This window comes from Ruegeria sp. HKCCA0235A (genome assembly GCF_013033235.1).
Lineage (GTDB): Bacteria > Pseudomonadota > Alphaproteobacteria > Rhodobacterales > Rhodobacteraceae > Ruegeria.
The window spans coordinates 99,301-117,802 of sequence record NZ_WQDQ01000013.1 but is presented as its reverse complement, the minus strand read 5'-3'; the positions used below and the strand labels follow the sequence as shown (position 1 = coordinate 117,802).

Sequence of the window (18,502 nt, the reverse complement as noted above, 5' to 3'; positions counted from 1 at the left end):
CGTCAATACGGCCGATATGGCTATCGCAGGATCGCTGCACTACTGCGAGAGGCTGGATGGTCTGTCAGCGATGGGCGAATTGAACGGCTTTGGCGACGAGAGGGGCTGAAAGTGCCAGTGAAACAACCGAAGAAAGGACGGCTTGGGCTGAACCCTCTCGGGACATTGCTTCGCAATGCCCTGCCGGGCAGTGGATGGGTCGTGTGTTCGGCTGAGGCCGGAGTATCGCAATCATGTATGGAGCTATGACTTCGTTCATTGTCGAACCGATGATGGCAAAGCCTTCCGGGCGCTGAATATCCTTGATGAGCACAGCCGAGAGTGCCTGGCGATTAAAGTGAAGCGCAAGCTGAACTCGGTCGATGTGATCGATGCCCTGACGGATCTGTTCATACTGCGGGGTGCACCCCGCTTCATACGTTCAGACAATGGGCCAGAATTTATCGCCCAGGCTGTCCGAGGCTGGATCGCCGCAGTTGGCGCGCAGACGGCTTACATTGAACCTGGCAGCCCTTGGGAGAACGGATACTGTGAAAGCTTCAACGGCAGGTTCAGGGACGAGTTGCTCAACGGTGAGATCTTCTACAGCCTGCGCGAAGCTCAAATTCTGATCGAACAATGGAGGAGACACTACAACACAAAGCGGCCCCACAGTGCACTGGGCTATCGCCCGCCAGCGCCCGAAACCATCATACCAATGGATCGCAGGCCGACAATGCACTAACAATCAATTTGGACCAGTCAGATGAGGCTGCTCAAACCCCCGGTGGGGCCTGAGAAGCTTACACTGAGGGTTCCCTGCGTGTATACGGATCTCTTAGGACCAGATGCACGGCTGACAAGCAGGACGGTATTTCCTCTAGGCTGCACCATCAAGGCATAATCAATCCGAAATCGCGCGCAGGGAGACTTTTCCGGTAGCTTGTTGATGTTGAATAAGAAAATGGTAGCCCGTAGGGGAATCGAACCCCTCTTTCCAGGTTGAAAACCTGGCGTCCTAACCGATAGACGAACGGGCCACTTGGTAGTGACGCAAGCACAAGTGGTAGCCCGTAGGGGAATCGAACCCCTCTTTCCAGGTTGAAAACCTGGCGTCCTAACCGATAGACGAACGGGCCACGCTGGCTTGTGGAGGGCCTTTTACGGTTTCACCGTGACCCCCGCAAGCCGAAAAACGCAGGGATGAGAAAGTTTTTTACGCCTTCCGAGCGAGACGTCAATTTGCCTCTGCCGCATCCTCGAGCCTGAGCTGCACGGATTGCCGCCCGCCCCAGGTGTTCACCTCAAGCCGGCCTGCAAAATGAAAGCGTGCGCCACCATGATTTGATAGTCTCTCGCCTATCGGACCGTCAAAGGCACCAAAGGCAATCGCATCCAGCCCACCACCCATGCCATCGGACAATGACAACTTCAGGTGCGTTTCCCCGACACGTTTGGCAAAACGCACCTGAAGATCCGGAAGCGCGTATCGCGGGGCAGGGGCTCCGGCACCAAACGGTCCGGCCTGTTCGATCTGTTCGACAAGATCCACTGTTGCGGCACCCGGCATAAGGGCGCCTTCCAGCTTCATATCGGCAGGGCCGCCCTGACCTGCGCCTTGTTTTGCCAGCAACTCGCTGAGGCGTTCCATCGCAGGTTCCAGTTTGTCGCGCATGACGGTAAGTCCAGCGGCCATCTTGTGACCGCCACCCTTGACCAGCAACCCTTCGGCCGCGAGCCGCTGGATCGACGCCCCCAGATCCACGCCCGAGACCGAACGCCCCGAGCCTTTGCCCTCATCACCGTCAAAGCCGATCACGATGGCCGGACGGTTGGCGGTTTCCTTCAAACGAGACGCCACGATGCCCACCACACCCGGATGCCAGCCTTCATCGGCGGCCCAGACCAGCGGTGCGTCGAGTCCGCGACCCTCGGCCTGCTCCATCGCGGCGGCGCGCACGGCGTTTTCAATGTCCCGGCGTTCTGTGTTCAGCGCGTCCAGACGTTCGGACAGGGCCTGTGCCTCGTGCAGGGAATCCGTGCTCAGCAGGCGGGCGCCCAGATCGGCCTGCCCGATGCGACCACCCGCGTTCACGCGGGGGCCAAGCAGAAAACCCAGGTGATAGCTGTTGGGCGCCGTATCCATGCGCGAGACATCGGACAATGCGACAAGTCCGGGGCGCTGCCTTTGGGCCATCACTTTAAGGCCTTGTCGAACCAGGGCGCGATTGGCGCCGATCAAAGGCGCAACGTCAGCCACGGTTGCCAGGGCCACCAGGTCCAGCATCGATATCAGGTCAGGCCCCTTTGTGCCTGCCGCGCGCAGCTGGCGCCCTGCTTCGACCAGCATCAGAAACACGACACCCGCCGCGCAGAAATAGCCTAGATCACCGCTTTCATCCTGCCGGTTGGGATTCACGACTGCGACGCAATCCGGCAGGGTTTCGCCGCCGAGGTGGTGATCCAGAACAATCACGTCCGCCCCCGTGGCTGCGGCAATCGGTTCATGGCTGAGCGTGCCGCAATCGACGCAAATGATCAGGTCGTGGCTGGTTGCCAGTTCCCGCATTGCCGGAACATTCGGACCATATCCCTCATCAATCCGATCCGGCACATAAAGCGTCGCCTGCAACCCCATCTGCCGAAGCCAAACCAGCAGCAGAGCGGCAGAGCAGCCGCCGTCAACATCGTAATCCGCGAACACAGCGATTTTCTGGCGATGGCGTACGGCGTCCAGAAAACGCGCCGCCGCCGTTTCCATGTCCTTCATGTCGCGGGGATCTGGCAGCAGCTCTTTGAGCTTGGGGTCCAGAAAGCCGCGCGCCTCCATGACCGGCACGCCACGACGGGCCAGAACCTGACATACCGCACGCGGCAGGTCGGTCTGTTGAGTCATCATCTCGGCAGCCCGTTCCAGCTCGGCTTCCGGGCCAACCCAGCGCCGCCCGGTCAGTGATTGTTCTACGCCAAGAAAACCCATTGCCTGCCCCTTGTGAACCAAGGCCGGATCCTTTCGGACCCGGCCTTTTCATCTTTTCCCAAATACTCCCGCCGGAGGCAACGGCGCAAGCCGTTAGGCGTTATCGTGCGGCCAGGTGGGGGTGCGATACGACATGCGGCGTACGGACCCGGTCTTTGAACGCATCAGCAGCGTCGTGGTTTCCACCCAACCCGGCTCGCGCTTGATGCGCGGCAACAGAGAACCGCCGGTTACACCCGTTGCGGCAAAGATCACATCTGCGGTCACCATCTCATCGCGCGAATAGACCCGGTCCAGATCGGTGATACCCGCCTTGGCAGCACGGCCCCGCTCGTCATCGTTGCGGAACAACAGGCGACCAAAGATCTGACCGCCCATGCATTTCAGCGCAGCGGCAGCCAAAACCCCCTCGGGGGCGCCACCCTGGCCCATATACATGTCGATGCCGGTCACTTCGCTTTCTGCGCAATGCATGACACCTGCCACGTCACCATCGGTGATCAGGCGGATCGATGCTCCGGTTTCGCGCACTTCGGCGATAATCGCCTCGTGACGTGGACGTTCCAGAATACAGACGGTGATGTCCGCAGGCTTGCAGTTCTTGGCTTTTGCCAAGGATTCCACCCGTTCACGTGGAGACATGTCCAGATTGACGACGCCCTCGGGCAGGCCCGGACCAACAGCAAGCTTGTCCATGTAAACGTCGGGCGCATGCAGCATCGAGCCGCGCGGGCCCATGGCAATCACGGTCAGCGCGTTGGGCATGTCCTTTGCGGTCAGCGTTGTGCCTTCCAGCGGATCCAGCGCGATGTCCACGCCGGGGCCGTTTCCGGTGCCGACCTCTTCGCCGATATAAAGCATCGGTGCTTCGTCGCGTTCACCTTCACCGATCACCACGACGCCAGCAATGTCCAGCATGTTCAGCTGTTCGCGCATGGCATTCACGGCGGCCTGGTCGGCGGCTTTCTCGTCACCACGCCCCACCAGCGAAGCCGAGGCCAGTGCAGCCTGTTCCGCCACCCTTGCCAGCCCCAGAGACAGCAGGCGGTCGTTGAAATCGGTTTTGGCAGCACTCATTGTCATGTATCCTCTGGTCATTCAAGCCGTTTCTATCGGCATAGCTTGCGTTTCATACAGGCCGCAAGTTCAAACCTCTTCAATCCGCAATGCGACGGGGGCACCGGCAACCACATCCGTTTCCCGGAACCGGTCCAACGCAACGTCCAGCGCGGCGCGGGTGGTTTTGTGGGTAACGATCAGCACAGGCGCCGTGCTTTCTGCATGGGCATACTGGCGCATCCTGTCTATCGAAACGCCGGCATCGCCCAGAATGGCTGCAACCTTGGCCAGTGCGCCCGGTTTATCCAGCAGACCCAGCCGAAGATAATAAGGCGCAGGCAGGCCCGTGACGGCCGGGGCCGCGGCCTCAAGCGAATTGGCCGGTCGGCCAAAGGTCGGGATTTGCAGCCCACGTGCCAGATCGCAGACGTCGCCCATCACGGCGCTGGCCGTCGGGCCTTCACCCGCACCGGGGCCGCGCAGCACAACCTGTTCAACCGCGTCGCCTTCGATCACCACCATGTTGGTGCCGCCTTCCAATTGCCCCAAGGGCGAGTCGCTGGGCACAAGGCAAGGCTGCATCCGCTGTTCCAGCCCGCGCGCGGTGCGCTGCGCGACGCCCAGCAATTTGATGCGAAAGCCCATATCCTCGGCTTGGTCGATATCGTCGAGGCTGATTTGCTGAATGCCTTCGATCTCAATCCCGTCGAAATTCGGCTTGGTGCCAAAAGCGATCGAGGCCAGCAAAGCCAGTTTGTGCGCGGCGTCGATGCCACCGACATCCAGATTGGGGTCGGCCTCAAGATACCCAAGTTCGGCGCATTCGTCGAAAAGGGCGTTATAGCCCTGACGCTGCGATTGCATCCGGGTCAGAATGTAGTTGCAGGTGCCGTTCATCACGCCCATCACGCGCGTGATCTCGTTTCCGGCCAACCCTTCGGTCAGGGATTTGATTACGGGGATACCGCCCGCGACTGCGGCCTCAAACCGGATGACGCGGCCAGCAGCTTCGGCCTGTTCGGCCAGTTCCTGCCCGTGAATGGCCAGCAAAGCCTTGTTGGCGGTCACGACGTCTTTGCCGCTGGCCAGCGCGGCTTCGACCGAGGCCTTGGCCGGACCGTTTTCGCCGCCCATCAGTTCGACATAGACATCGATATCGTCACGTTTCGCCAGCGCAACCGGGTCGGTTTCCCAGGCATAATCCGACAGGTTCACGCCGCGGTCCTTGTTCGGATCCCGCGCCGATACGGCCACGATTTCAATCGACCGGCCCGTGCGCGCCTTCAGCAAATCTGCGTGGCGGCGAACAATCTTGACGACACCCACGCCGACAGTTCCCAAGCCCGCAATTCCCAGCCGCAGTGCCTGTGTCATGTCGTGGGTTCCTTTCCGCTCGAAACTTGTCTGCATTCGGACGCCTGCCCGATCAGCGCTGCCTTATCGGGTTCAGGCCAAGGGTGCAATCCGTCACCGGGGGATTGTCGAGGTCAAATGTCACGCTTTAGTTGGTTTGCGCGTTTTGCAGCGCCTGGGCCTTTTTCGCAAGCGACTCGCTGCGCTGCGTCAGGTCTTCCTCCACCTCTGCGGCCTGGCTTACGGGATCAATCGAAGGCCCCAACGTTTCCTGCACCGGAACAAGACGCGGGTAGGGGGCCGATTTGACCGAGGCCGGTTCACTGCCTTCAAGTTCGGGAAAGTCTGAACACCCGGCAAACACAAGAATAAGAGGCAGAACAGGCAGCAGTTTCATGTGGCACGCTTTTCGGTTTCGTTCGTCCTTTCGTGATGCACCTTTTGCCGGCGCCGATCAAGCGGGGTTCTATATGAACATTTGTTCAGATACTGTGGGCGGATGGCACGTACTCAAGGCTCCCACTCTGATATCACAGGCCCACGCATTCGAAAGGCGGCCCTGAACCTGTTTGCCCGCCACGGCTATGCCGCGGTTTCGATGCGGCAGATCGCGAAAGAGGTCGGCGTTCAGGCGGGGGCGCTATACAATTACACGCCGGACAAGCAGAGTTTGCTGTATCGGTTGATGCGAGAGCATATGCAGGATCTGCTTTCGGCGCTCAACGCACTGGAGCGCTGCGATGACTGCCGGCAAGCGTTGCGCCGATTTGTCGGTTTTCACATTCGTTTCCACCTGCAACGCCCTGACGAGGTGTTCATCGCCTATATGGAACTTCGCAACCTCTCGCCCGAAAACTTCGCCGAAATCGAAGACCTTCGGCGCCAATACGAAAACGCGTTGGAAGACATCCTTCACTCTGGCCAGCAGGCTGGACAGTTTGCGATACCGGACACCAAGATCGCGACGCTGGCGGTGATTGCCATGTTGAACGGAGTGATGACCTGGTACAGGTCCGGAGGGCGGCTGTCACTGGACGAGGTCGAACGGATTTATTGGAACATGGTGCATAAGGCGGTGACGGCCTGACAGGGCCAGACCGTCACTGTGTCAGTGCGCAGGGCGAATGAAGGTCCCGTTTCGCAGTTCGCGAAACGCTTGTTCCAATTCGGCCCGCGTGTTCATCACAATGGGCCCGTGCCATGCGACGGGCTCATTGATCGGAGCCCCCGAGATCAACAGAAACCGAACGCCTTCGGGGCCAGCCTGAACGGTGATTTCGTCCCCCGTCCCAAAACGTACAAGCGTGCGGTCGCCCGACATATCCCGGATATTCATCTCTTGCCCGGCGACCTCTTTTTCCAACAGCACACCGGACGGGCGTGACGCATCTGCAAAAGCTGCCTGACCTTGAAAGACATAGGCGAAGGCTCGGCGGTAAGTGTCGATGCGGAAGGTCTTCTTCACACCCGCGGGAACCGAGATGTCCAGATATTGTGGATCTGCCGCGATGCCGTCCACGGGGCCGGTTTTGCCCCAGAACTCTCCGACAATCACACGAACGGTGGTGCCGTCGTCATCAGTGACTTCGGGGATATCCTTGCTTTGAACATCCTGATAGCGCGGGGCAGTCATCTTCTGATCCGAAGGCAGGTTACCCCACAGCTGAAACCCGTGCATCTGCCCCGAGGTGTTTCCCTGCGGCATTTCCTGATGCAGGATGCCGGACCCCGCCGTCATCCACTGTACGTCGCCCGCGCCCAACGTGCCGGTGTTGCCCAGCGAATCCGAATGCTCGACCGATCCGGCCAGAACATAGGTGATCGTCTCGATTCCGCGATGCGGATGCCAGGGAAAACCGGCCTGATAGTCCTGCGGGCGTTCGTTCCTGAAGTCGTCGAACAGCAGGAAAGGATCAAGTTCGGACGGGTCCTGAAACCCAAATGCGCGGTGAAGTTTCACGCCAGCCCCTTCCATCGTCGGGGTGGCCCTGCGTGTTTCCAGTGTGGGTCTAAGGGACATATTCGCCTCCGGTTCGTTTGATCAGCATGTAACCCCTGCGTGATTGCGGTCAATCAGCGTCAATTAACCGGAGCTGTGCAAATTTGCTAAGCAACCAAAGCCCTGTTGTTTCCCCTGGAAAGTCGCTAAGTCGAAGCGGAACGGACAGGAGACATCCATGCAGGACGAAGTGCTGGCAACGATTCAGGCATCATCCCCCAGACGGTGGATCGGAGTAGGGATGCTGTCGACGGTTGGGGTGCTGGTCACATACGTCGCTTTGGCATCGCCGCCCGAACCGGCGTGGCAAGTATTTCTGTTTGCCGTAGGGGGCGCGTCGCTTTGGCTGGCCTATCGTGTATGGCACGCGACCCAGGACCATATTGAACTGACACAGTCGGAATTGCGTACCGGGTCAGGTCAAATGATCGCAAAGGTGGCTGATATTGAGTCGGTGGATCGCGGCGTATTCGCGTTCAAGCCGTCAAACGGCTTTCTGGTTCGCACCAAGCACAAAGATACGTACCAATGGGCCCCCGGATTGTGGTGGCGGATTGGTCGCCGGGTCGGCGTCGGCGGCATGACGTCTGCCGCCGAGGCCAAGTTCATGTCAGAAGTCTTAAGCGCTATTATCCACGCAGACGACCGGAGGGCGCACTAGGTTGCAAGCGACCTTGGTGGAAAAGCGGGGACGGGTGAAGATGAAGTTTTGAAAGTTAATGCCGGTCGCCAGATCCCAGCCAGGTTTAAACTGAGGAATATACTCGTTGGATGTTTCCACCAGAATGACCGTGTCCTGATCCGGCATCGGCGGCAGACGGTTTTCGATTTCCTGGATGTTGTTGTCGTTCCATTCCGTGTCATAGCCGCGCACGGTCGACCAATCCACGTAGTGGCGGTTGTCGTTCTCGTCAAAACGGATCAGCGAGACACGCATGCGCACTTCAGACCGGTTGTTGACCATTTCGCCCATAAGTTCGTGAAGCGAGTCGATGTAAACATCAGTCACGGCGGCCGATTCACGTGAGATCAGATCGCTGACCGTATAGGCAGCTTTCAGGTTCGACGCGCTTTGACGAAATCCCTCGAATGCGGTGAACGTAAACGTAATCGTCCACAACAACAGCGGGAAGATCATGATGGCCTCGACGGTCAGAATACCACTTTCGTCCTGCTTGAAGGCCTTGATGCGGTTTTTCACGTTTCTGAATACAAACATAGCTTTACCGTGGCTCCTGCACGAATGCGGTCGTTGCGGTCACTGCATAGTGGCCGCTTTCGTCGACCACTGTGTTTGCGATGATCGAGCTTTCCAGAACAGGATCGATACGCAGGCAGGCCCGCAAAATCATCAACTCGTTTGAGGCCCCGCTTTTGAAGTCGAGCACTGGTTTGGGGTCTTCCGAACTGTCGGTGCAGGGTATTTCGTCCGAAAGTACGATACCATTGAATGCGTTCTGGCGGAGCATTTGCAGCCGCAGGTTGGTTTTACAATTCTTGATACCGGAAATGTCGCAAATCCGGTCCTTGATTACATCGTGGCTCCAGTTGGTGCCTGTGCCCAGACGGATATCCCGAACGACCAGATCAACTCCCCGTTCCAGCGCGGCGTGCTTGGTGGTGATTATAGACATCTCTCCACCAATACCAATGAATGCCAGGAAAAACGGAATGATCATGACAAATTCGATCGTCGCGTTCCCGGACTCGGATCGCTTGAAAGTACGGAGTTTTGACAGTGATTTGCGGATCATTGCGTCAGCCTCAATTTGCGGATGGACGAAGCAATCGCAGTAAACGCCTTGTCCAGATCCAATCCAGCTACATTGTGAACATGGCTGTCCGAGCTTGCGCAGGACTTGATGGTATTCAAGCCGCTGGTGGGGGCCTCGAAAGCGATGCCATAGATGATGACACCCTTGTCTTTGGCCGCGCCGCAGATGCTGGTCGTGCGCGCGTTCTTTGTGGAAGATCCCACTGATTTTCTGAGGCCGTAGTACCAGTTATTCTCGTGGTTGCTTTGCCAATAGAAGTTGTTCTTGGCGTTCCACCACAGCGAAGCTCGGGCAAAAAGCTCGGGATAGGTCAGGCGAGTGGCGGTGCCAATCTCTTCGTTAGAGGAGTTTTCATTGGGTGGATTCCCAAAAGGATGGCCTGCCGTGACATAGCTGCCGTTTTCTTCTGTATGTTGCATCCAGACCCAACGATCCGGGTTGGTCGAATAGCGGATACTATATTCACCCTTTTTCCCGTCGGGTCTTTGATAGTCAGGGTTGAACCAAACTTCAGTCAGGCCACTACGCGCGGACGAGTCCAACATGTACTGCGAAGTGTTTTGCCCGTCGGTCATTACGATTACGACCTTAAGCACGTCCGAGTCATAAGATTCCGGGCGCAGAGCGAATTTTGCAGGAACCTTGTTTTCGGTGGCCAAGGCATTGATCACAGGCTGGAATGACGGATCCAGCATGCCGACACCCCATTTCATGCCTACGTCGATAGATGTGTTGCCACTTGCGGTCAGGGCATCGATGCGGTTGTGCAGATATTGGACATTGTCGGTGACAGCTGTAATTTCACTGCCGCTGCGAACAGGGCATACGAAATAGGCCGGGGGCTGTTCTCCATCGGTTGAAACGCCGTTGACGTTTGCCGAATTGTATCGCCAAGGATCGAAATGCCCAGTACGCTGATAGAAGGTATTCGGGCTAAGCGTCGCAGATCCGAATTGTCCGGAAGTAAAGTTCACGCAATGGGAATAGTTGTGCTCTGAGGTCACGTTGGTGAATTTACCCAGAATGTCCTGCCCGGCATTGACTTGAGTGGCATAGGGGACAATCGACATCGAAATCTTCGTTTCACCAGATTCCTCAAGCATTTTGGTGACAAAGCCCTTCGCCGCAGTTCTCAAGACTTCGATCTTCGACTTTCCGGCGGTCGCAGAAGACCTTGTCATGGAACCGGACATGTCCAGAACCAGCGAGATTTCAACAGAACCGATGGACTCTATGGCAGTGCTTGCCGCTTTCATATTCAGTTCGGTAACTTTTCCGAACCTCATGAAGCGCGTCGGAACGACTGCATTGGCGGTCGCGGCCACTTTTCTGGAGCCAAACCCTTCGGTGACGGTCACGGTTTTCTCAAGATGGCCCAGCCCGGCCTTTTCCATATAGGCGTCGACAACATCCTTGGGTGGCAGCTTTTGGTCAAGATCTGCTGCAGCAAGCACCGCGCGGTCCAGCGTGGATTGCAGGCTGGCGCGGTCGCGCTCGTACGTCATCAGATCCATCGCCATGCCGGTAATGGCCAGCATCAGGATTAAAATGAGCAGGGTGAATATCGTAAAAGTGCCGTCTTCTTTTCGGGCAAACAGCCGCAACTGGGAAATCTTGTGTTTCGGCTTCGAGCCGTCGTTCTGAAGCGAGAAAATTATCATTTGATGACTCCGCCTCGCACATAGAAGTCGTGCGCCAAAGAAAGGAAATTCCGGTTAAATTTAATTTTCAAACGTGGCGTGAATTGGGCGAAAAAGGCTTGGTTTTGGCCTTTTTGCGCACTCAAGGGGTATAATTTTCACGTTTTCCCCTGGTCTGTCGATGAAATGAAGACAATCAGTTAAGCGATTGACTGGATTGGGCGACTCACCATCAGGTCCTCAAGTCTCTGTTAAGAAGGTGATGAAAAAAAGTGCATTGTTTGATTGCAGCCAGACTTGAGTGGTGCGACAAAACGTCATGACGTTTCGTCATCCAGCGGTACGGAGGATTTTATGACCGGCATCCAAGAACCAAGCTTTCGCGAGAGTGTTGACCTGATGTTCAACAGGGCGGCCGCCCTGATGGAACTGCCGCCGGGGCTGGAGCAGAAAATCCGGGTTTGCAACGCGACCTATACAGTTCGGTTCGGTGTGCGTCTGCGTGGTGAGATCCATACGTTCACCGGATACAGGTCCGTCCATTCCGAACATATGGAGCCGGTCAAAGGCGGCATTCGCTATGCCACTGCTGTGAACCAGGATGAGGTCGAAGCGCTAGCTGCGTTGATGACGTACAAATGCGCTCTTGTCGAAACGCCTTTTGGCGGATCGAAAGGCGGGCTTTGCATTGATCCGCGGAAATACGAAGAACACGAGCTGGAGCAAATCACACGACGCTTTGCCTATGAACTTGCAAAGCGGGATCTTATAAACCCGTCGCAAAACGTTCCCGCGCCCGACATGGGAACGGGCGAACGCGAAATGGCCTGGATGGCTGACCAATACGCCCGGATGAACACCACCGACATCAATGCACGGGCCTGTGTGACCGGCAAGCCATTGAACGCAGGTGGTATCGCTGGGCGGGTTGAAGCCACCGGACGTGGCATTCAGTACGCTCTGCGCGAATTTTTCCGTCACCCCGAAGACGTCAGGGCGGCAGGCCTGTCGGGCAAGCTGGACGGCAAGCGTGTTGTGGTGCAGGGGCTCGGCAATGTGGGCTATCACGCTGCGAAGTTTCTGAGCGAGGAGGACGGTTCACGCGTTGTAGGTATCATTGAATGGGACGGAGCGCTCTATAACCCGGATGGTATCGACGTCGAAGCCGTCCGCCAGTGGATCGTCAAGCATGGCGGCGTCAAGGATTATCCGGACGCGACTCATTCAGCGGAAGGCACAAGCGTTCTGGAGGCTGAGTGTGATATTTTGATCCCGGCTGCCCTTGAGGGTGTCATCAACCTTTCCAACGCCGAGCGGATCAAGGCACCTTTGATCATCGAGGCAGCGAACGGCCCGGTCACCGCTGGCGCGGATGAGATACTTCGCAAGAAAGGTACCGTTATCATCCCGGATATGTATGCCAACGCGGGTGGTGTGACGGTGTCTTATTTTGAATGGGTCAAGAACCTCAGCCACATTCGTTTCGGCCGGATGCAGCGTCGGCAGGAAGAGGCGCGACATGAACTGATCGTCAGCGAGCTGGAGCGGCTGGACCGTTATCTGGGTGACGCGTGGTCGATGTCTCCGGACTTCAAAGCAAAATACCTCAAGGGTGCTGATGAGCTTGAACTGGTGCGCTCGGGCCTCGACGATACGATGCGTATTGCCTACCAGTCGATGCGTGAAGTGTGGCACAGCCGCGACGATGTCGAAGACCTGCGTACTGCGGCCTATATCGTGGCGATCGACCGCGTGGCCAAAAGCTATCGCGCCAAGGGGCTCTGAAGCAGGCGGGCGGGGTGATCATTTCGCCCCGCCGGTACGCGCCGTGGCTTGAATGTCGATGGCGGCCCGTTAGTTTGACGGATAGTAGACACTCAGAGAAACGAATCCCGGAGACCTCCATGTTGCGTATAGCCATTGTCGCGGCTCTGCTGGCCACCCCTTTGGCCGCTCAGGAAACTAAGGAACAAAGCTGCAAGTATCAGGCGGATGTGGTGGCAGCGATCCAACGGGCGCGGCTGGACCGCGTGAAAGAACGAGATGTGGCGCAAGCCGTGGCTGATAGTGGCCCGACATGGCCCGAGAACTACAACGCCGCGATTCCGCTGATCACGCCGTGGGTCTATGAACAAAAGATGCGCGACGTGCGCAAAAAGGATCTGGGCGCCGCTTGGCTTGAGCTGTGTTTGCAACAATAATCCACAGCCCGGACATTTCCCTGTGGACAAACGCGCGCCTTCCCCTTGGCGCGCTTTCCTGTTTCTGTCAGGTTTGACTCATGTCACTGCCCCCAGGATTTCTGGATGAACTGCGCACCCGCCTGAGCCTGTCTCAGGTCGTCGGGCGCAAGGTGATTTGGGATCAGCGCAAATCCAATCAAGGCAAAGGTGACATGTGGGCGCCTTGCCCTTTTCATCACGAAAAGACGGCCTCATTCCATGTCGATGATCAGAAGGGGTTTTATTACTGCTTCGGCTGTCACGCCAAGGGCGACGCAATCAGCTTTGTGAAAGAAACGGAAAATGTTTCGTTCATCGAAGCGGTGGAAATCCTCGCCCGCGAGGCTGGCATGCCGATGCCTGCGCGGGATCCGAAAGCACAGGAAAAGCAGGATCGCCGCAGTCAGCTTGCCGATGTGATGGAACAGGCGGTGCAGTTTTTCCGCTTGCAGCTGAAAACAGGGGCGGGGGCAGAGGCACGGGATTACCTGTCGCGTCGGGGTTTGGATCAAAGCGCGCTGGATCGGTGGGAGATCGGGTTTGCGCCGGACAGTTGGCAGGCGCTTTGGGATCACCTGCGCGGCAAGAGCATCCAAGAGGAGCTGATCCTCGGCGCCGGGCTGGCCAAGCCTTCAAACAAAGGCAAAAAACCCTATGACACATTCCGCAACCGGATCATGTTCCCGATCCGTGATCCGCGTGGGCGCTGCGTTGCATTCGGTGGCCGCGCGATGGATCCGAATGACAACGCGAAATACCTGAACTCGCCCGAGACCGAGTTGTTCGACAAGGGGCGCAGCCTTTACAATCAAGGTCCGGCGCGGCAGGCGGCGGGCAAAGGGCAGCCGCTGATCGTGGCCGAAGGGTATATGGACGTGATCGCGCTGGCCGAGGCGGGGTTTGGTGCGTCGGTTGCGCCTTTGGGAACGGCCATTACTGAACATCAATTGCAACTGCTCTGGCGGATCGCGGATGAACCGATCATAGCGCTGGACGGGGATGCCGCGGGTCTGCGGGCGGCCATGCGGGCGGTTGATCTGGCACTGCCGCTGCTGGAGGCCGGAAAATCCCTGCGTTTTGCCTTGATGCCCGAAGGCAAGGACCCGGACGATCTGTTGCGCGCCGAAGGGGCAGGGGCCGTGAAGGCCGTTCTGGAAGGGGCCGTGCCGATGGTCAAACTGCTGTGGCAGCGCGAGACCGAAGGAAAGGTATTCGACAGCCCGGAACGCAAGGCAGCACTGGACAAGGCACTGCGGGACAAGATCAAGCTGATCCGAGATCCCTCGATCCGCTCGCATTACGGTCAGGAAATCAAAGACCTGCGCTGGCAACTGTTCCGCCCCCGACGACAACCTCAAAACCGTCCGTGGCAACCGCGGGGAAAATGGCAGCCGCAGCAGACCGCGACGCCGGGCGCGCGCAGTTCGTTTCTGGCCTCTTCGGAAAACGCGGATATCCAGCTGCGTGAAGCCGCTATTCTGGCGATTTCAATTCTGAATCCCAAGGTTGTTGTCCAATTTGAGCAACAGTTGGAAGAAATGGAATGTCACAATCCTGACTACGCGGCGTTGCGCGATGCTGTCCTGCGTCACGCAATTGATGATCCGGACAACCTGAAAGACCACATTATCGCATCAATGGGGCCGGACGCCCTTGAAAACCTGCTGACCCTTCGCCATGTGGCAGTCATCCCCTGTGTGTCCAAGCCAGGCGACGTTGAAAAGGCCGAGATGACACTGGCCGAGGAACTCGCAAAGATCAAAGCGCTCCGGGGGTTGGATGCCGAGATTGCCGAAGCGGCGGAGGAACTGTCCGATCTGCCCGATGAGGCGCTGACATACCGGCTGGCGCAAGCCGCCGAAGAGCGCAACCGCACGAGTCGAAGCCAGAACGAGGATAGGGCCGTTTTCGACATTGCTGACAATGGCGCGCGAATCAATCGTGACGAGAAAGACGCTTTTGCGGCGATCATGTCTGGCATCAAATTCGAGCGGAAACGCCGATAAGTGGTGTTTTCGTAAGGCACTGGAAAAGAAAAACGGGTAAACGGGTGGCCGAATCACTTATACGCGCTAATGATTCGGCTGAGACGAATCACCCATCCCTGCAGGAGCATTGAATGGCCGCCAAGGATACGAACGAAGACCGCAAATCCGACGAGCAGGAACAGGAAATCTCGCTGGACATGAGCCAGGCGAACGTCAAGAAGATGATCGCCGAAGCTCGCGAGAAAGGTTACATCACCTACGACCAGCTCAATCAGGTGTTGCCGCCTGATCAGGTCAGTTCGGAACAGATCGAAGACGTAATGTCGATGCTGTCCGAGATGGGCATCAACATCATCGAAGATGAAGAGGCCGAAGAAGAAGAGAACAAGGGCTCGACCGAACTGGTTGCCGCGGAAAGCAACCGTGAGGTGGCACTGGCCGGTTCCGGTACTGAAAAGCTGGATCGCACCGACGATCCCGTGCGCATGTATCTGCGTGAGATGGGGTCGGTCGAACTGCTGAGCCGAGAGGGTGAGATCGCAATCGCCAAGCGGATCGAAGCCGGTCGCAACACGATGATTGCGGGCCTGTGTGAAAGCCCGCTGACCTTCCAGGCGATCACCATCTGGCATGACGAATTGTTGTCCGAAGACATTCTTCTGCGGGATGTCATTGATCTGGAAACCACGTTCGGCAACCAGTTGGACGAAGACGGCGACGTTGATGAGCCGGTCGTTGATACGACGGCGGTGCAGGCGAACAAGCCAGCCAAGGATACCGGCCCCGAGCTGGATGCGGATGGCAACCCGCTGAACAACGACGACGATGACGATGACGACGACCAAGCCAACATGTCGCTGGCCGCGATGGAAGCGGCGCTGAAGGATCAGGTCCTGACCACGTTGGAACGTATCTCGACCGACTTTTCGATGCTGTCAGAAATGCAGGACAGCCGGATTTCGGCCACGCTGAACGAAGACGGCACTTTCAGCGAAAAAGACGAGGCTACTTATCAGAAGTTGCGGGCCGAGATCGTCGAGCTGGTGAATGGTCTTCACCTGCACAACAACCGGATCGAGGCGCTGATCGACCAGCTTTACGGCATCAACCGCCGTGTCATGTCTCTGGACAGCGCGATGGTCAAGCTGGCCGATCAGGCACGTATCAACCGCCGCGAGTTCATCGAAGCTTACCGGGGCCGTGAACTGGATCCGAACTGGCTGGCCGAGATGGCCGAAAAGCCGGGCCGGGGATGGCAGATGTTCATCGAACGCTCGACCGCGAAGGTCGAAGAACTGCGCAACGATATGGCTCAGGTCGGCCAATATGTCGGTCTGGATATCTCGGAATTCCGCCGCATCGTGCAGCAGGTTCAGAAAGGCGAGAAAGAGGCGCGGCAGGCCAAGAAGGAAATGGTCGAAGCCAACTTGCGCCTGGTGATCTCGATCGCCAAAAAGTACACCAACCGCGGCCTGCAATTCCTTGATCTTATTCAGGAAGGCAACATCGGCCTGATGAAGGCGGTGGACAAGTTCGAATACCGTCGTGGCTACAAGTTCTCGACCTATGCGACCTGGTGGATCCGTCAGGCGATCACCCGCTCGATCGCGGATCAGGCCCGCACGATCCGTATTCCGGTTCACATGATCGAAACGATCAACAAGCTGGTGCGCACGGGCCGTCAGATGCTGCATGAAATCGGCCGCGAGCCGACGCCGGAAGAGCTGGCCGAAAAGTTGCAGATGCCGCTCGAGAAAGTGCGCAAGGTGATGAAGATCGCCAAAGAGCCGATTTCTCTGGAGACGCCGATCGGCGACGAGGAAGACAGCCAGCTGGGCGATTTCATCGAGGACAAGAATGCCGTGCTGCCTCTGGACAGCGCCATTCAGGAAAACCTCAAGGAAACCACCACACGGGTTCTGGCCTCGCTCACCCCGCGCGAGGAACGGGTTCTGCGGATGCGCTTCGGCATCGGCATGAACACCGATCACACTCTGGAAGAGGTGGGCCAGCAGTTCAGCGTGACCCGCGAACGGATCCGTCAGATCGAGGCCAAGGCGCTGCGGAAGCTGAAGCATCCCAGCCGTTCACGAAAACTCCGGTCTTTCCTGGATCAATAAGAACAAAGATCTATCAGAACAAAGGCGCCCCGTCAGAGGCGCCTTTTTTCGTTCACATTGGCTGGTTCTCGCATCACGTTGGCGCGAATGCACAAGGCCGGGGCGGTGTGCCTTTCTATATCGGTCTTGTCCACTCATGGGACAGGCCGGGGCGAGGCTTTTCAGGCTGATGACCCCCGGCCAGCTGTCCGAATGGGATGTTCCACTCGGGTTTTGAAGGCGCTGGGCGGCTGACCTGTCCACCGTTTGAAGGCGGTCGAAAAAGCCGCCTGATCGGCATACCCCAGCGCATATGAGATTTCAGACAGAGTCATGCCATTTGTGATGAAAGTCTGGGCCAGATCACACCTTAGATCGTCTACAATATCGCGATAGCTTGTGCCTTCATCCTTGAGACGTCGGCTGAAGGTTCTGAGGCTCATCCCCAGATCAGCCGCCGCATCTTCGGCTTGCAGGATTGTGCCGGGCAGGGATCGGGTGATCAGCCCTTCGACGCGGGCGCGGGTCTGGTGCTTGGGGGGTGGTTTTTCGGCCAGCAGACGTTCACCGTATTCCAACAAATGCTCACGCAGCTTGGGATCATAGGTCGGCACTTTCAATTCCAGCGCAGATAGCGGCAGAATGATCTCAATCTTTTCAGCGCTGAAAACCACCGGGCAGCCTGCCAGCTTTTCGTAGGTTTTGGCGTGGCTTCCAACTTTGTGCTGAAAGCGCATCTCGATCGGGTGCAACTTCACCTGCGTGAGGTTTCTCATCCTGGCCAGCGCAGCGAACAACAGGAATTCCGTGCGCCGATGATAGCGGGCAAAGCTGGCGTCTTTCCAATCGGCCTCAAGGGCCGCGAAGTTACCGGCAACACGGAAGCTGAGCCCGATGGCCGGATCGATGATGCCGTGAAAACGGGATAGGTTTTCCATCACCTGCCTCAAATCGCGGGAGTATTTACTGATATACCCCGTCACGGTCGAGGCCGACGTGACCTCGAGCCCAGTGCGTGCCGCAAATGTGATGTCACCAACGGCGTCACAGGCGTGCCGGATGAACAGAGCCTCTTTATGTGCGCTGTAGACTGCGGCAGGGGGCGCGATATCCTGCTGACGCAGCCCGGCCTGTTTCAATACCCGCTGGGATACTTTGCTGTTGCCGGCGTGGCGATCCAGTGCCTGGATCAAAAAATGTAGTCGGTCGATATCTACATCCATCGTGGTACAACACCTTACATTCTCAAATACACTAACAGTTTACCAGGGGAATCCCTCTTTTGACTTTGGCTATTGGCAGACAGGATTTTGCACTTGAGTACTACTTGTTGGCAAGTTCTCGAAAGGTTTTGACCGGAACGCGCATGAAGTGCAGAGCGGGGCTGTCCAAATCAGCTTTGTTGCCG

The 18,502-nt window shown here is 57.5% G+C and carries 15 protein-coding genes, 2 tRNA genes and 1 pseudogene; 7 read left to right on the top strand and 11 right to left on the bottom strand.

The features are described 5' to 3' along the window. Window positions 1-724: pseudogene (locus GOW56_RS19355) on the top strand (IS3 family transposase); the annotation flags it as partial. A 220-nt stretch (window positions 725-944) separates the two neighbouring features. Here the strand turns inward: GOW56_RS19355 and GOW56_RS19350 are convergent. The 6 genes from GOW56_RS19350 to GOW56_RS19325 form a co-directional block, all read right to left on the bottom strand. Next, window positions 945-1,019 (bottom strand) — tRNA-Glu (locus GOW56_RS19350). 24 nt (window positions 1,020-1,043) lie between these two features. After that, window positions 1,044-1,118 (bottom strand) — tRNA-Glu (locus GOW56_RS19345). A gap of 98 nt (window positions 1,119-1,216) precedes the next feature. Then, window positions 1,217-2,959: a single-stranded-DNA-specific exonuclease RecJ gene (gene recJ, locus GOW56_RS19340; RefSeq protein ID WP_171206908.1), complete on the bottom strand. Its 1,743-nt coding sequence runs from the start codon at window positions 2,957-2,959 to the stop codon at window positions 1,217-1,219. A gap of 93 nt (window positions 2,960-3,052) precedes the next feature. Further along, on the bottom strand, window positions 3,053-4,036 hold the full coding sequence (glpX, locus tag GOW56_RS19335) for a class II fructose-bisphosphatase (protein WP_171206907.1): 984 nt from the start codon (window positions 4,034-4,036) through the stop codon (window positions 3,053-3,055). A gap of 69 nt (window positions 4,037-4,105) precedes the next feature. Then, a complete protein-coding gene (locus tag GOW56_RS19330; protein WP_171206906.1) occupies window positions 4,106-5,392 on the bottom strand; it encodes a homoserine dehydrogenase in 1,287 nt (428 codons plus the stop codon). A 127-nt stretch (window positions 5,393-5,519) separates the two neighbouring features. Beyond that, window positions 5,520-5,768, bottom strand: coding sequence for a hypothetical protein (locus tag GOW56_RS19325; RefSeq protein WP_171206905.1), 249 nt, complete (start codon window positions 5,766-5,768; stop codon window positions 5,520-5,522). A gap of 102 nt (window positions 5,769-5,870) precedes the next feature. Between GOW56_RS19325 and GOW56_RS19320 the strand changes: the two genes are divergently transcribed. Beyond that, on the top strand, window positions 5,871-6,458 hold the full coding sequence (locus GOW56_RS19320) for a TetR/AcrR family transcriptional regulator (RefSeq protein WP_171119521.1): 588 nt from the start codon (window positions 5,871-5,873) through the stop codon (window positions 6,456-6,458). Between the two features lie 21 nt (window positions 6,459-6,479). Here GOW56_RS19320 and GOW56_RS19315 read toward each other — a convergent pair whose 3' ends face one another. Next, complete coding sequence (locus GOW56_RS19315; RefSeq protein WP_171206904.1) at window positions 6,480-7,391, bottom strand: pirin family protein; 912 nt, start codon at window positions 7,389-7,391, stop codon at window positions 6,480-6,482. 157 nt (window positions 7,392-7,548) lie between these two features. Between GOW56_RS19315 and GOW56_RS19310 the strand changes: the two genes are divergently transcribed. Beyond that, on the top strand, window positions 7,549-8,031 hold the full coding sequence (locus tag GOW56_RS19310; RefSeq protein WP_152457539.1) for a hypothetical protein: 483 nt from the start codon (window positions 7,549-7,551) through the stop codon (window positions 8,029-8,031). On the opposite strand, the gene GOW56_RS19305 is transcribed toward GOW56_RS19310, so the two are convergent. Genes GOW56_RS19305 through GOW56_RS19295 form a run of 3 tightly spaced genes read right to left on the bottom strand, consistent with a single transcriptional unit; the run spans window position 7,990 to window position 10,749 of the window. Continuing rightward, a complete protein-coding gene (locus tag GOW56_RS19305) occupies window positions 7,990-8,589 on the bottom strand; it encodes a TadE/TadG family type IV pilus assembly protein (RefSeq protein WP_152457540.1) in 600 nt (199 codons plus the stop codon). The two genes, GOW56_RS19310 and GOW56_RS19305, sit on opposite strands and share 42 nt — an antisense overlap. 4 nt (window positions 8,590-8,593) lie before the next feature. Next, window positions 8,594-9,124, bottom strand: a complete 531-nt coding sequence (locus tag GOW56_RS19300; RefSeq protein ID WP_171119523.1) for a TadE/TadG family type IV pilus assembly protein — start codon at window positions 9,122-9,124, stop codon at window positions 8,594-8,596. Then, window positions 9,121-10,749 (bottom strand): Tad domain-containing protein, encoded by a 1,629-nt coding sequence (locus GOW56_RS19295; RefSeq protein ID WP_253282461.1) that lies wholly within the window; start codon window positions 10,747-10,749, stop codon window positions 9,121-9,123. The genes GOW56_RS19300 and GOW56_RS19295 overlap by 4 nt, the downstream gene beginning before the upstream one ends. A 390-nt stretch (window positions 10,750-11,139) precedes the next feature. Between GOW56_RS19295 and GOW56_RS19290 the strand changes: the two genes are divergently transcribed. The 4 genes from GOW56_RS19290 to rpoD all read left to right on the top strand — a co-directional run bounded on the left by GOW56_RS19290 (window position 11,140) and on the right by rpoD (window position 17,115). Continuing rightward, window positions 11,140-12,570 carry a Glu/Leu/Phe/Val dehydrogenase gene (locus tag GOW56_RS19290; protein WP_152457543.1) on the top strand — a complete coding sequence of 477 codons (1,431 nt, stop codon included), beginning with the start codon at window positions 11,140-11,142 and terminating at the stop codon, window positions 12,568-12,570. Window positions 12,571-12,689: 119 nt separating this feature from the next. Then, complete coding sequence (locus tag GOW56_RS19285) at window positions 12,690-12,986, top strand: hypothetical protein (RefSeq protein WP_171206903.1); 297 nt, start codon at window positions 12,690-12,692, stop codon at window positions 12,984-12,986. 80 nt (window positions 12,987-13,066) lie between these two features. Beyond that, entirely contained in the window at window positions 13,067-15,013 is a 1,947-nt protein-coding gene (dnaG, locus tag GOW56_RS19280) for a DNA primase (protein ID WP_171206902.1), read from the top strand. Between the two features lie 113 nt (window positions 15,014-15,126). After that, window positions 15,127-17,115 carry an RNA polymerase sigma factor RpoD gene (gene rpoD / locus GOW56_RS19275; protein WP_170346534.1) on the top strand — a complete coding sequence of 663 codons (1,989 nt, stop codon included), beginning with the start codon at window positions 15,127-15,129 and terminating at the stop codon, window positions 17,113-17,115. A 161-nt stretch (window positions 17,116-17,276) separates the two neighbouring features. Here rpoD and GOW56_RS19270 read toward each other — a convergent pair whose 3' ends face one another. Next, a complete protein-coding gene (locus GOW56_RS19270; protein ID WP_171206901.1) occupies window positions 17,277-18,317 on the bottom strand; it encodes an AraC family transcriptional regulator in 1,041 nt (346 codons plus the stop codon). Between the last annotated feature and the right edge of the window lie 185 nt (window positions 18,318-18,502).